General features: G+C 40.1%; 10 protein-coding genes. 8 read left to right on the top strand and 2 right to left on the bottom strand.

The genetic code is table 11. The features are described 5' to 3' along the window. Window positions 1–155 precede the first annotated feature (155 nt). Window positions 156–899, bottom strand: coding sequence for a head GIN domain-containing protein (locus VCM39_RS20995; protein WP_221650700.1), 744 nt, complete (start codon window positions 897–899; stop codon window positions 156–158). Between the two features lie 270 nt (window positions 900–1,169). Here VCM39_RS20995 and VCM39_RS20990 point away from each other — a divergent pair, with 270 nt between their 5' ends. After that, the gene (locus tag VCM39_RS20990; protein WP_221650699.1) at window positions 1,170–1,868 is read left to right on the top strand and encodes a SprT family zinc-dependent metalloprotease; all 699 of its coding nucleotides are present in this window, start codon (window positions 1,170–1,172) and stop codon (window positions 1,866–1,868) included. A 139-nt stretch (window positions 1,869–2,007) separates the two neighbouring features. Here the strand turns inward: VCM39_RS20990 and VCM39_RS20985 are convergent, their stop codons facing one another. Further along, window positions 2,008–2,403 (bottom strand): hypothetical protein, encoded by a 396-nt coding sequence (locus VCM39_RS20985; RefSeq protein ID WP_289291502.1) that lies wholly within the window; start codon window positions 2,401–2,403, stop codon window positions 2,008–2,010. Window positions 2,404–2,859: 456 nt separating this feature from the next. On the opposite strand from VCM39_RS20985, the gene VCM39_RS20980 reads away from it, so the two are divergent. The 7 genes from VCM39_RS20980 (at window position 2,860) to VCM39_RS20950 (ending at window position 13,727) form a co-directional block, all read left to right on the top strand. Next, window positions 2,860–3,840: a GntR family transcriptional regulator gene (locus VCM39_RS20980; RefSeq protein WP_322933346.1), complete on the top strand. Its 981-nt coding sequence runs from the start codon at window positions 2,860–2,862 to the stop codon at window positions 3,838–3,840. Between the two features lie 72 nt (window positions 3,841–3,912). Further along, the gene (fucI, locus tag VCM39_RS20975; RefSeq protein ID WP_322933345.1) at window positions 3,913–5,685 is read left to right on the top strand and encodes an L-fucose isomerase; all 1,773 of its coding nucleotides are present in this window, start codon (window positions 3,913–3,915) and stop codon (window positions 5,683–5,685) included. A 64-nt stretch (window positions 5,686–5,749) separates the two neighbouring features. Beyond that, entirely contained in the window at window positions 5,750–6,388 is a 639-nt protein-coding gene (locus VCM39_RS20970; protein WP_002558716.1) for a class II aldolase/adducin family protein, read from the top strand. Beyond that, entirely contained in the window at window positions 6,388–7,830 is a 1,443-nt protein-coding gene (locus VCM39_RS20965) for a rhamnulokinase (protein WP_221650715.1), read from the top strand. The genes VCM39_RS20970 and VCM39_RS20965 overlap by 1 nt, the downstream gene beginning before the upstream one ends. A gap of 14 nt (window positions 7,831–7,844) precedes the next feature. Beyond that, entirely contained in the window at window positions 7,845–8,240 is a 396-nt protein-coding gene (locus VCM39_RS20960) for an L-rhamnose mutarotase (RefSeq protein ID WP_221650695.1), read from the top strand. A 23-nt stretch (window positions 8,241–8,263) separates the two neighbouring features. After that, window positions 8,264–9,592: an L-fucose:H+ symporter permease gene (gene fucP, locus VCM39_RS20955; RefSeq protein ID WP_322933343.1), complete on the top strand. Its 1,329-nt coding sequence runs from the start codon at window positions 8,264–8,266 to the stop codon at window positions 9,590–9,592. Window positions 9,593–9,680: 88 nt separating this feature from the next. Continuing rightward, complete coding sequence (locus VCM39_RS20950; protein WP_322933342.1) at window positions 9,681–13,727, top strand: two-component regulator propeller domain-containing protein; 4,047 nt, start codon at window positions 9,681–9,683, stop codon at window positions 13,725–13,727. Window positions 13,728–14,197 lie beyond the last annotated feature (470 nt).

Genomic DNA, 14,197 nt, shown 5'->3' with positions numbered 1-14,197 from the left:
CTTCCTTTTTTGTATCTCTGTTAGAGATAAAGTTATATGTAAGAGAGAATTTTAATAATCTATCTGATGTCTGGCATTGAGAAAACCTTTATGCTTCCGAAACATCTTTGAGTTGAAGTAACAAGCTACAGATGTTTTTGTTTCTGCAATTCTTGTTATTCTATACTTTTTATGCTTCCCACACCTTTTTTACTGAATGTCTTTTGCACAGGCGAACCCTTATAGTGGATACTTCCTACGCCTCTTACTGCGGCGTCCAATGATTCGGCAGCATTGCAGGATATATTTCCTACTCCATGGGAAGAAGCTTTCACATGAATGGCTTCCAGATTGATGGCTTCTACATCGCCCACACCTTTTGAATAGAGATTGGCATTTTCTACTTTACCTTTCAGGTTTACATTTCCTACTCCCATAGAGCTCACTGTCAGATTTTGACAACTAAGATCTTCTATGTCTATATTACCCACTCCTTTGCTCTCTATGTCGAGTGTGTTGGTTATGAGTCTATCTTTGATGCTGATATTTCCTACACCTTTAAAATTAATGCGGTCCAGATCGGGGGAACTGATTGTGATTTTAAGGTTTTTGGTATCTCTTATTTTATTCTGTTTGTCCATTGTAAGTATCAATGTATTGCCTTTTGCCGAAACCTGTATCAGATTAACAAAATTATCCGGTCCGGATATCTGGAGAGAACTTTTTCCGTCTGTGGCCTGTGTGTAGTAAATGTTACTCACTGTATTGGCATCTATTGCAGTGAAGTTTTTAATCTCATAATCTCTGGTAATAGATTTCTTACTTGGTTTTAATCTTCCTGATTTATCGGCTACGAAGGTACAACTGGTCAGTAAGCAGGCTAAGAGTGTAGCTAATAGTACTGTTAAATTTGTTTTCATTTTTTTCTTTTTTCTGGGTTTCTGTATATTAGACGTAGTTTATCCTGGTAAAGTTGCATCTTATCTTGATTTTTTTCGTATTAATATCTGATGAAATGTCGATTAATACGGGTTGACGCAGATTAAAAGGCTATTATTCTTTTTTATACCTGTATTTACCTTTTTACGGATATTTGCGTTTCAATAATTAACCATCATTTACCCTGATTTTACTATATTGTATTTGTTCTTCCGGTGGATTATTTGTTTATTTGCAGATGTATGAAAGGAATGGATAGGATAATTGAAGATAATGAGTTAGGCACTTTGATCATACGTGTCAATACGCGTGCAAGGAGCCTTGTATTTCGTACAAAGAGCGATGCAATTTATGTAAGTGTACCTCCTGGAACTACCTCTGCTGATGTTACGAACGCTATAGATCAGCTGCGTGTAAAGTTACGTGGGCTTAAGGAGAAAGTGGTTCGTCCATTGATAGATCTTAATTATCATATTGATACGGAATATTTTAAATTATCACTTGTTAGTGGGCAGCGTGATAAGTTTCTGGCTCATTCGGAATTGGGTGAAATGCGTATTATTTGTCCACCTTCTGCTGACTTTGCAGATGAGAACCTGCAAGTGTGGTTACGTAAGGTTATCGAAGAAGCTCTCAGAAGAAATGCAAAGATCATCCTGCCTCCACGGCTTTATATGCTGTCAGAACAATATAAATTGCCTTATAAAAGTGTGAAGATTAACTCCAGTCGTGGCCGATGGGGGAGTTGTTCGGCCCGGAAAGCTATCAACCTGTCTTATTTTCTGGTTCTGTTGCCTAAGCATTTAATTGACTATGTTTTGCTTCATGAACTCAGTCATACGCGTGAAATGAACCATGGAGATCGTTTTTGGGCATTGCTAAACTCTATGACTGGCGGCAAAGCTTTTGAATTGCGTGAGGAACTGAAGAAGTATAAAACAGAAATTTGAAATCCTCTTTATATACTTGTATTACACTTTATTAAAAAGTACGTACTTTATAAGTATAAAGTATGCATTTTAACGCCTTGTTAAATAGGTAATTAACACGCTGTTAAATACGTACTTTTATAATTCAGAGAATCTATGTTTAGCGTGCCAATTGTTTTATTCCGTCTGTATCCTTCTCAAATCGATAGTTGCCTCCCTTTTCACTCAAGTCAAAAACCGATACTTGTTCCGTAATATTATCTACAATCATCAACGCGCTTTCTTCTGCAAAACGTCCTATTTCTACTGTGACAGGTTCTTCTGATATCTGTTTGTTCATTATCAGGCTATCATTAATAAAGAGTGAAAGCGAATCACCCACAAATCCCTTTGTCAGATTAACAGTGTATGTTTCGATAAAGTGACGGTCTGTTTCTTTGTTGCGTTGTAGTCTCATACTCATATAAACAAAGACTACTACGATAAAGATGACTGCAAATGCCAGAATACCATTACCTATCATAAATTGTTTATTAGTGTTCAGACGGTGTGCCATGATAATACTTTTAAAGTTTCGGGGTAAAGATACTGATTTTATTTGTGATAGCCTATAAGGGTGTCTAAATAATGTCAATTTATGGCGAATGGTCATCACTATATTATCATGCTCTTTTATTCGTCTCTATAATGTATATATAGGTGTGAAGAAATCTATCTAATGTAATCATGAATTTGTAATGGAAATATTGGGCATCGGTATTTCTTTTCGGATATTTATTTGGAATCAGGTGTTTTTGAAGAAATGCGAATTCTACTGTTCTATATCCATATTTATTGTATTCGCTACAGATGAAACTGCATAGTGTGTAATTCTGTTTTTTCAGATCATATCTTTCGTGTTGTAGAACATATTCTTTTTTCTTGTTGATTTTAAATAAATTACTTTACTTTATCGCAGGATGGTTCAGCATAGTTATGTGTTCCATTCTTACTACCTTTTAATTCTAATTGTATGGAAATCATTTTCGGACAACAAACTACTAAAGTGAAACAATTGGCTGACCTTATCAGCCAGGATATTTCGATAGGCAAGTATAAGGCTGAAGACGCATTGCCTTCCATTAACCAGCTAAGTCAATATTATAAAGTGTCACGTGACACGGTCTTTAAGGCTTTTCTCGATTTGAAAGAAAGAGGTATTATTGATTCTACACCAGGTAAAGGTTATTATGTAGTAAACAGGCAGAGAAGTATTTTATTGTTGCTTGATGAATATTCTCCTTTCAAAGATACGCTTTATAATAGTTTTATTAAACATCTATCGGTTCGTTATAAGGTCGATTTGTGGTTTCATCAATATAATGAACGTTTATTTAATGCTATTTTGCGCGAGTCTCTCGGACGTTATAACAAATATGTCGTGATGAACTTCGATAATGAAAAGTTTTCTTCTGATCTTTATAAAATAAATCCTTCTAAACTTTTACTACTCGATTTCGGTAAGTTTGATAAAAAAGACTACTCTTATATATGTCAGGATTTTGACGATGCCTTTTATCGGGCATTATTACAGCTTGTTGATAGATTGCGACAGTACAGAAAGCTGATTCTGCTATTCGTAAAGGGAACCAAACATCCTCAAAGCACTTGCATTAGCTTCCATAAATTTTGTACAGATCACCAGTTTGAGTGTGAAGTGATAGACAATATGGATGAGATAAAGATTAGTAAAGGAGAGGTATATATCGCTATCAGACAGCTGGATGTGGTTAGCCTTATTAAGCAAAGTCGTATAAGCGGGCTTGCATGTGGCGAAGATTTCGGCTTGCTGGCTTACAACGAAACGCCGGCTTATGAAGTCATTGATAAGGGGATTACTACGTTGAGTATTGATTGGGAAAAGATGGGAACTTTAGCAGCTGATTTCATTCTTTCGGGTAAGCAGATACATACTTATCTTCCCACTGAAGTGCGGTTGAGAGGATCTTTATGATCCTTTTTTATCTCCTTGCTCCGGCACAGTTCAGCATGGTTTTGAAGTGTTTTATTTATTAAATCATAGATTATGAAAAAGTATCCGAAAATTGGGATTCGTCCCACGATTGATGGTCGCCAGGGTGGCGTACGTGAAAGCCTTGAAGAAAAGACGATGAATCTGGCTAAAGCTGTAGCCAAATTAATTTCTACGAATCTGAAAAATGGTGATGGTACTCCTGTGGAGTGGGTAATTGCTGATGGTACGATTGGACGTGTTGCTGAAAGTGCAGCGTGTGCAGAAAAGTTTGAGCGTGAAGGAGTAGGGGCTACTATCACTGTAACTTCTTGTTGGTGCTATGGTGCCGAAACAATGGATATGAATCCTTACTATCCGAAAGCAGTGTGGGGATTTAATGGAACCGAACGTCCGGGAGCTGTCTATCTGGCTGCTGTATTGGCCGGGCATGCTCAGAAAGGATTACCTGCTTTTGGTATTTACGGACGTGATGTACAAGATTTGAACGATAACTCTATTCCTGCTGATGTAGCGGAAAAGATTCTTCGTTTTGCCCGTGCTGCACAGGCTGTAGCCACCATGCGTGGTAAATCTTACCTTTCTATGGGTAGTGTTTCCATGGGTATTGCCGGATCTATTGTTAATCCGGATTTTTTCCAGGAATATTTAGGCATGCGTAATGAATCTGTCGATTTGACTGAAATAATCCGTCGTATGACTGAAGGTATTTATGATAAGGAAGAGTTCGTTAAAGCCATGGCATGGACTGAAAAATATTGCAAGAAAAATGAAGGGAAAGATATTAATATCCCTGAAAAGACGAAGACCCGTGAACAGAAGGATGAAGATTGGGAATTTATTGTGAAGATGACTATTATAATGCGTGATCTGATGCAAGGAAACCCGAAATTGCGTGAGATGGGGTTCAAAGAGGAAGCTTTGGGGCATAATGCTATCGCTGCCGGTTTTCAGGGACAACGTCAGTGGACTGATTTTTATCCCAACGGAGACTATTCAGAAGCCTTATTAAATACATCCTTTGACTGGAATGGGATTCGTGAAGCCTATGTGGTGGCAACGGAAAACGATGCCTGCAATGGAGTCGCTATGCTCTTCGGACATTTATTGACCAACCGTGCGCAAATCTTCTCAGATGTACGTACTTATTGGAGCCCGGAGGCAGTGAAACGTGTGACAGGAAAGGAACTTACCGGCCGTGCTGCCAATGGTATTATTCATTTAATAAATTCCGGTGCTACTACATTGGATGGTACGGGGCAACAAACCAATGAACAGGGTGAACCGGTAATGAAACCTTACTGGGATATTACAGAAGCAGAAGTAGAAAAGTGTCTGGAGGCTACCACCTGGTATCCTGCCAACCGTGACTATTTCCGTGGAGGTGGTTTTTCATCTAATTTCCTTTCAAAAGGTGGTATGCCTGTCACTATGATGCGTCTGAATCTGGTGAAAGGGCTTGGCCCGGTTCTGCAGATTGCAGAAGGATGGACCGTTGAGATTGATCCGGAAATTCATAAATTGCTGGACGAACGTACGGATCGTACCTGGCCTACTACCTGGTTTGTACCCCGTCTTTGTGACAAACCGGCTTTCAGAGATGTATATTCTGTCATGAACAACTGGGGAGCTAACCATGGCGCTATTAGTTACGGACATATCGGCCAGGATTTGATAACCATGGCTTCCATGCTTCGTATCCCTGTTTGTATGCACAATGTAGAAGATGATAAGATTTTCCGTCCTGCAGCATGGAATGCATTTGGTATGGATAAAGAGGGGGCAGACTACAGAGCTTGTACTGTTTATGGCCCTGTCTATAAATAATGCGAATCAGCAGTTGAAATATTTAATTAAGATACAGTACTTAAAAAAACAGCAAATAAGTATTATGATAACAAATGAACAAATAGAGCAGTTTATGGCTCAGGCACATCGTGTAGGCGATGCAAATCTTACAATCTGTAGTAGTGGAAATATCTCATGGCGTATCGGTGATGAAGTATTGATTACCGGTACAGGATCATGGGTACCCTCTTTACCAAAGGAAAAAGTTTCAATTTGTCGCCTTTCCACCGGTGAAGTTTTGAATGGCGTAAAACCTTCTATGGAGAGTGGCTTTCATTTTGGTGTTCTTCGTGAACGTCCGGATGTGAATGTGGTACTTCATTTTCAGTCACATTATGCAACTGCTGTGGCTTGTATGAAGAACCGTCCCACCAATTTTAATGTAACAGCTGAAATACCCTGTCACGTAGGCAGCGAAATTCCGGTGGTTCCTTATTATCGTCCTGGTTCGAAAGAACTGGCCCAAGGAGTGATTGACGGGATGAAGGACCATAATTCGGTGTTATTACTGAAACATGGGCAAGTAGTGTGTGGTAAAGATTTTGATGAGGCTTTTGAACGTGCTATGTTTTTTGAGATGGCATGTCGTATTATTATCCAGTCGGGTGGTGATTATACTGTATTGACCCCGGAAGAAATAGATGACCTTGAAACGTATGTTTTAGGAAAAAAGACAAAATGATGTTAGATACTTATTTAGCTATAGATTTTGGTGCCGGAAGTGGCCGGGTTATGGCTGGATTTGTCAGTGCGGGAATGGTAGATTTAGAGGAAATCTACCGTTTCCCCAACCGGCAGGTAAAATTGGGTAATCATCTTTACTGGGACTTTCCGGCACTGTTTGCGGATATGAAACAAGGCATAAGTAAAGCGATCCGCAGGGGCTATCATATAAAGGGTATTGGAATTGATACGTGGGGAGTCGACTTTGGGTTAATAGACAAGAAAGGTAATTTGTTGGGCAACCCTGTTTGTTATCGTGATTCCCGGACAAATGGACTTCCTGAAGAATTCTTTGCGGGTACGGATGTTTCACAACATTATGCCGAAGCAGGTATCCAGGTGATGGCGATCAATACGCTCTTCCAGCTTTACAGTTTGAAGAAAGAGGAAGATGCTACTCTTGAGATAGCCGACCGCCTGTTGTTTATGCCGGATCTTTTCAGCTATTTCCTGACTGGAACGGCAAACAATGAATATAGTATCGCGTCTACTTCCGAACTGTTGGATGCGCGTAGCCGGACGTGGAACTGGCCATTAATCCATCAGTTGGGCTTACCCGGTCATCTTTTCGGAGAGATTGTTATGCCTGGTACAGTGCGTGGACAGTTGAAACAAGATGTTGCCGCAGAACTTGGTTTGGATTATGAGGTAGATGTGATAGCCGTAGGTTCGCATGATACGGCAAGTGCTGTGTTTACTGTTGGTTTGGGGACAGGGTGCTCTGTGTTTGCCGATACGGATGCTGTACTTGAAAGCGTTGCTCCTGCTACAAGCCTTCGTCATGCATTTTTGAGTTCCGGAACCTGGTCATTACTGGGAATTGAGCTCGATGAACCTATATTGACCGAAGAAGCCCGGCTGTCTGGCTTTACCAATGAGGGTGGAGTAGGAGGCAAGATTCGTTTCCTGCAGAACATTACGGGTTTGTGGATTTTACAACGGTTGATAGCCCAATGGGGCGAAAACCAAAAGGAGACTGAATACGATGCTTTAATCTCTGCTGCTGAACTGGCAGAAATCACCTCTGTGATTGATGTCGATGATCCGGCTTTTGCCTGCCCGGCGGATATGGAAATTGCCATAGCCGACTATTGCCGTACTCATGAACTGCAGGTACCTTCTACACAAGGTGAATATGTGCGTTGTGTACTAAAGTCACTGGCACAACGTTATAAAAGAGGGATCGAACAATTAAACCGTTTGTTGCCCGCTCCGGTAGAGGCACTGCACATTATTGGAGGCGGTTGCCGGAATAAGCTGTTGAACCGGTTGACAGAAGAAGCGCTGGGTATTCCAGTGTATGCAGGTCCGGTAGAAGCTACTGCCATTGGTAACATTCTGGTGCAAGCTTTAGCCAAAGGAGAGATTGCAGACCGTAGAGAAATAACAGGAATAATTTAAAAGTGAATAGATTTATGGAAACATCTATAAAGAGTTATCGGACACAGGAATATCATCAGCCTGTAAAACGCTATTGTCAGACACTTGATTTGAGAAATGATCCTGAATTGATAGCTGAGTATCGTCGTCGGCATAGCCGTGAAAATATCTGGCCGGAAGTGATGGCAGGTATTCGCGAGGTTGGAATCCTTGAAATGGAAATTTATATTCTCGGTACACGTCTCTTTATGATTGTAGAGACCCCGTTGGAGTTTGATTGGGATACTGCTATGTCTCGCCTTGCCACCCTGTCGCGTCAACAGGAATGGGAAGATTATATGTCCATATTCCAGTTGACAAAACCCGGAGCTACTTCAGCGCAGAAATGGCAACCTATGGAGCGCATGTTTTATTTATATGAATCAGAATAATTTCTAATAACCTTTTTACCATTATGAACAACACTTCCAAAAAAACGATTTTAAGTAAAGATGGTGTAAGCTATCTCATCCCTTTTATTCTTGTCACCAGTTGTTTTGCACTCTGGGGATTTGCCAATGATATCACCAATCCCATGGTGAAAGCGTTCTCCAAAATATTCCGAATGAGTGTAACCGATGGTGCGTTGGTACAGGTTGCTTTCTATGGTGGTTATTTCGCTATGGCCTTTCCGGCGGCGATGTTTATTCGTAAGTACTCTTATAAAGCGGGTATTCTGCTTGGGTTGGGGTTGTATGCATTGGGTGCGTTACTTTTCTTCCCAGCAATGATGACCGGATGTTATTATCCTTTTTTAATCGCTTACTTTATTTTGACGTGTGGGTTGTCCTTTCTTGAAACGAGTGCCAATCCTTATATCTTGTCAATGGGAACGGAAGAGACAGCTACCCGCAGGCTTAATCTGGCTCAATCCTTCAATCCGATGGGATCATTGTTAGGTATGTATGTGGCCATGAATTTTATTCAGAATCGTCTCAATCCGATGGGGACAGCAGAACGCAGTCAGCTTTCTCCTACGGAGTTCGAAGCGGTGCGTGATTCGGATCTGGCAGTACTTATAGCTCCTTATCTCGTGATTGGAGTCATTATTCTCATTATGTTGTTACTGATTCGTATGGTGAAGATGCCCAAAAGTTGTGATCATTCTCATTCGATTGATTTTTTACCAACGCTGAAACGCATCTTCTCTATTCGACATTACCGGGAAGGAGTTATTGCACAGTTTTTCTATGTAGGTGCACAGATTATGTGCTGGACATTCATTATTCAATATGGTACCCGTCTGTTTGTCTCCCAGGGGATGAGTGAGCAAGTGGCCGAGGTTTTATCTCAACAGTATAATATTGTTGCAATGGTCATTTTTTGTGTGAGCCGCTTTGTTTGTACGTTTATTTTGCGTTATCTCAATCCCGGGCTTTTACTGAAAATACTTGCAATTGCTGCCTGTTGTTTTACAGTAGGAGTTATTTATTTTCAGAATATTAGTGGAATGTATTGTCTGGTAGGTGTCTCAGCTTGTATGTCGTTGATGTTCCCTACCATTTATGGTATTGCCCTTCAGGGGCTGGGTGATGATGCTAAGTTTGGTGCTGCCGGATTGATTATGGCCATTCTGGGTGGTTCTGTCTTACCTCCGGTTCAGGCAAGCATTATTGACCAATCGGTTTTGTTTGGTATGCCGGCAGTGAATTTGTCGTTTATACTTCCATTTATTTGTTTTGTAGTGGTAACTATATATGGACACCGGTCTTATAAAAGGATGAAGAAGGTGCGTAGTAAATAACCAGTTTGTCTTTTTATTAATGAGAGAGTTGGGCGTGATTCTTATTTATCGTATTTTTGCGCAATAAAGAATCTAATTCGTCTCTGATATGAAAAACATAAAGCATCAGAATATAAGTAGGATTACCTTATTTCTTATTTCACTATTTTGGGTTACTAAGCTTATTGCGCAAGACATATCGTTCAATTATTTATCTACTGAGAATGGACTTTCACAGTTTACAGCCTACTGTTTATATAAAGATGAACTTGGTAGGATATGGATAGGAACACGTGACGGGTTGAACGTCTACAATGGCAATCGGATACAAAGTTACAAGCCGGAACGGGAGAACAGTCATTCTATTTTAGGAAAAGATGTCCGGAAGATTTGTGGTGATGATAAAGGACATCTATATATACAGACAATTGAGGGGATATGCTCTTTTGATATGCGTACTGAAACATTCGAAACGATTCAGAGGGGTGCGGGTTACTCAATTACTTATAGTGCTGATACATTACTGATAGGTGGTAACAATTTTGTCTATTATTACGATGTCGCAAGCCGTCAGGTGGAGCCTTATTGCTCTTTAGAAGGAAACATACAGGTCTCTTCCATACTGAAAGACAGTAGGGGGCGATTGTGGCTCGGTACCCGGGGAGAAGGGCTATATTGTTTGGAGAGAGGACAGGCGAGTCAGAAATGTGTTTTGCCCCGGTGTAATGTCTTTAATCTCTATCAGGATTTGTCCGGTGATGTTTGGGTATGTACCTGGGAGGACGGACTTTTTCATATCTCTGATGATGAAATCGTACATTATACAGATGGAGGAGCAGACAAAACACACTGTATTTCTTCTAACTCAGTGCGGGATTGCTGTGAAGATAATCAGGGAAATTTGTGGATCGCAACTTTCAATGGGTTAGATAAGTTTGATAAGAAGAAAAACGAATTTGTCTATTATACTTCTACGGATATACCGGGAAGTTTAAGTAATGCTTCTGTTTATTGCATTATTAAAGATCACCAGGGAACTCTCTGGGTAGGCACTTATTTCGGTGGGGTGAACTATTTTAATCCCGAATATGAAATTTATACCCATTATCGTCCCGGATTGCACGAGAACGAGGGACTTAGTTTTCCGGTGATCGGTTGCTTTGCAGAAGACAAGAGAGGAAACTTGTGGATTGCTACCGAAGGGGGTGGACTGGATTTTTATGATCGTACCAACAAGCGTTTCAAATGGTATAAACATAGGGAGGGTAGCGGTTCTCTTTCGCATAATAACATTAAAGCTTTGTACTATGACGAGAAACGGGAAGCGCTTTGGATCGGAACCCATCAGGAGGGAGTTAATAAACTGGATTTAAAAACAGACAGGATTACCACTTATAAGCTTCCTGATATAGAAGGAAAACAAGCATCCAATGTGATACTGGACATTATTCCCTATAAAGATGATTTGTTGCTGGCTTCTTATGATGGCGTCTTTCAATTCAATCCTGAGACGGGAAACTCCACTTTGTTGTTAAATCTATTTTCACATTATCTGAAAATAGATTCGGAGGGATTATTGTGGATTGGGGTAGAAGGGCATGGCGTATATGCTTACCATTTTGATACGAAGGAGCTGGTGAATTACAGATATGATCCGGAGAAGACAAATTGTTTAAGCGATAATATGATAACCTGTATTGCCGAAGATCGTCATCGCAATCTGTGGTTCTCGACGATTAGTTCCGGCATTGACGTTTATTACCGGGAGACAGGTAAGTTTGAGAATTTCAATTCTAAGAAAAACGGCTTGGGTAGTGATTGTATTTATGCTGTAACAGAGTCTTTAAACGGCAAATTGTTGCTGACCACTAACCAGGGATTCACCCTTTTTGATTATTACACGAAGCTATTTTATAATTATGATAATGAGAATGGCTTTCCTTTCACTACGTTGAATGAGAACTCATTATATCAATGTAAAGATGGTGAAATATTTTTGGGAGGTATTAAAGGAATGGTTTCATTCTATGAAAAAAGTCTCAATATTCCTCCTAAACCTTATGATATCTTTCCGGTAGGACTTTGGGTGAATGGCGAAGAGGTGGGTATCAATGACAAGACAGGCATTCTGAAATCTTCTTTTTATGACACCTCTGCTATTACGCTGAAAAGTGATCATTCGGTTTTAAATCTGGAATTTGCTGTTTCCAATTATATTGCTGCCAATCAGCATGAGTTTGTGTACCGGTTAGAGGGATTCTCCAATGGGTGGACAAAGATATACAAGCAACGTACTATTACTTATACCAATCTGTCGCCGGGTGACTATACCCTGATTGTAAAACCGGCAGGAATTAATAATGTGTATCAACCGGAATATCGTCTTAACATAACCGTTCTTCCTCCGTTTTACAAAACAATCTGGGCCTATCTTATCTATGCTGTCACTACGATTAGCCTTCTTTATTATATAGTGAGGACCTATCATGGAAGAATAAAATTGCAAGAATCTCTTAAATACGAGAAACAGCGCATTCGGGATGTAGAGGAACTGAACCAATCTAAACTCCGTTTCTTTACTAATATTTCTCATGAGTTCCGTACTCCGTTGACGGTTATTGTGGGGCAGATTGAAATGTTACTGCAGGTACAGTCGTTTCCACCGGCTATTTACAATAAACTTCTGAATGTTTATAAGAACGGGCTCCAGTTACGGGGATTGATCAGTGAATTACTTGATTTTCGCAAGCAGGAGCAAGGACATATGAAGATAAAGGTGAGCAGGCATAATCTGGTTGACTTCTTATATGAAAACTATCTGCTTTATATCGAATATGCATCTACCCGGCATATCAAATTCTATTTCAATAAAGATCAGGATCAGTTGGAGGTTTGGTATGACTCGCGTCAGATGCAGAAAGTTATTAATAATTTGCTGTCAAATGCTTTTAAATATACTCCTGAGAAAGGAAGTATCTCCATTAACATCAGTAAGAGAGGAGAAGAAGCTATTATTGAAGTGCAGGACAGTGGTAAAGGAATCAAGCCGGAAGAAGCAGGGAAGATTTTTGAACGCTTCTATCAAACCAGCAATGATCCGGAGAATACTCAGGGAACAGGTATTGGGCTGGCCTTGAGTAAAGGTATTGTGGAGTTACATAAGGGGCGGATTGAGGTTAGCAGCAATCAGACCAGTGGGACAACGTTTACTATTGCGTTAAAGTTAGGAAATGCCCATTTCACCGCAGAACAGATAGAGACAGAGGAGCCGAAAGAAGAGGAGGCGGCGGTCGTTGTCGAATCGAAATTCATGGTTGAGCAGCAGGTGCTGGACGATACGGTGAAGGAACGTATCAAAGGAGCGAAGGTGCTGATTGTGGAGGACAATGACTCTTTAAGAGAAATGTTGGCGGGTCTGTTTGAACCTTATTATGAGATAATAACCGCTGCGGATGGAGAAGAGGGATTGAAAGAGGCTCGTGATAGGATGCCTGATCTTATTATTAGCGATGTGGTTATGCCTAAAATGACCGGTATTGAACTCTGCAAGCAGATAAAGCAGGATTTCGAAACGTGTCATATTCCGGTTGTTTTATTGACGGCCCGTACTGCGATAGAGCATACCATTGAAGGCTTGCGTATTGGTGCGGACGATTATATCACGAAACCTTTTAATGTGAACCTGCTTATTTCCAGATGTAATAATCTGGTGAACAGTCGTATCGTATTGCAGGAGAAGTTTAGTAAACAGCCACAGACCCGTGTTCAGATGTTAGCAACCAATCCGATGGATAAAGATCTGTTGGACCGTACCGTTGCCATTATTGAAAAGAATATGGATAATGCAGAGTTTAGTCTGAATGACGTGATTCGTGAGTTGTGTATCTCTCGCACCAACTTCTTCTCTAAAATGAAAGCTATTACCGGACAAACTCCGAACGATTTCATTTTGACAATTCGTTTGAAAAAAGCCGCTTATCTTCTGAAGAATGAATTGTTCTTGTCTATAGCTGAGGTGGCAGACCGGACAGGTTTTAGCTCTCCCCGTTACTTCAGCCGTTGCTTTAAGGAAGTATATGGCATCAGCCCATTATTCTATCGCACGGGTAATAAGGACGAGGATGTGGAAGAAACGGAAGAGGAAACTGGCGGGTAAAGAGGCGCTCATCATCGTATAAGTTTTTGGTGTATGATATATGCCCAATTCTGTATCAGTCGTTTTTTATGTACGTGATATTCTCTTCACCTCTTATATTGGATTTATTCGGCAAATACGTAATAGTCAAAAAAGTAATTACAGATATTTTTCAAAAGAAATTTTTGGGCAGAATATACTTCGTTGATATTATACAATCATCTGATTTATAACAGATAATAGCCTCTTGTTTAATGTTTTGCAAAAGTGTACACTTATTCATGTGTTAATTGTACATTTTTGCTATGCAAAGATGTACATTTTTGTAGTGCAAAAGTGTACACTCTTACAAGACAGGAGGCGGTTGTTAAAGAATAATGTTAATTGTGTTAATACAATAGCAGGGGCAGGTTTAATACGAAATTTATTAGATTGATGTGCACTATGCGTACAATCAGGTGCACATTGCGTACAGAATAATTCCTGCATGT

Source organism: Bacteroides mucinivorans (genome assembly GCF_034654355.2).
Taxonomy (GTDB): domain Bacteria; phylum Bacteroidota; class Bacteroidia; order Bacteroidales; family Bacteroidaceae; genus Bacteroides; species Bacteroides nordii.
The sequence above is the reverse complement of the archived record's forward strand: the minus strand, read 5'-3'. Positions and strand labels throughout refer to the sequence as shown.

Excerpts from the sequence above, each read along its gene's own strand:
- VCM39_RS20995 (WP_221650700.1), bottom strand. The coding sequence starts at position 899 with ATGAAAACAAATTTAACAGTACTATTAGCTACACTCTTAGCCTGCTTA.
- VCM39_RS20990 (WP_221650699.1), top strand. The coding sequence starts at position 1,170 with ATGGATAGGATAATTGAAGATAATGAGTTAGGCACTTTGATCATACGT.
- VCM39_RS20985 (WP_289291502.1), bottom strand. The coding sequence starts at position 2,403 with ATGGCACACCGTCTGAACACTAATAAACAATTTATGATAGGTAATGGT.
- VCM39_RS20980 (WP_322933346.1), top strand. The coding sequence starts at position 2,860 with ATGGAAATCATTTTCGGACAACAAACTACTAAAGTGAAACAATTGGCT.
- fucI (WP_322933345.1), top strand. The coding sequence starts at position 3,913 with ATGAAAAAGTATCCGAAAATTGGGATTCGTCCCACGATTGATGGTCGC.
- VCM39_RS20970 (WP_002558716.1), top strand. The coding sequence starts at position 5,750 with ATGATAACAAATGAACAAATAGAGCAGTTTATGGCTCAGGCACATCGT.
- VCM39_RS20965 (WP_221650715.1), top strand. The coding sequence starts at position 6,388 with ATGTTAGATACTTATTTAGCTATAGATTTTGGTGCCGGAAGTGGCCGG.
- VCM39_RS20960 (WP_221650695.1), top strand. The coding sequence starts at position 7,845 with ATGGAAACATCTATAAAGAGTTATCGGACACAGGAATATCATCAGCCT.
- fucP (WP_322933343.1), top strand. The coding sequence starts at position 8,264 with ATGAACAACACTTCCAAAAAAACGATTTTAAGTAAAGATGGTGTAAGC.
- VCM39_RS20950 (WP_322933342.1), top strand. The coding sequence starts at position 9,681 with ATGAAAAACATAAAGCATCAGAATATAAGTAGGATTACCTTATTTCTT.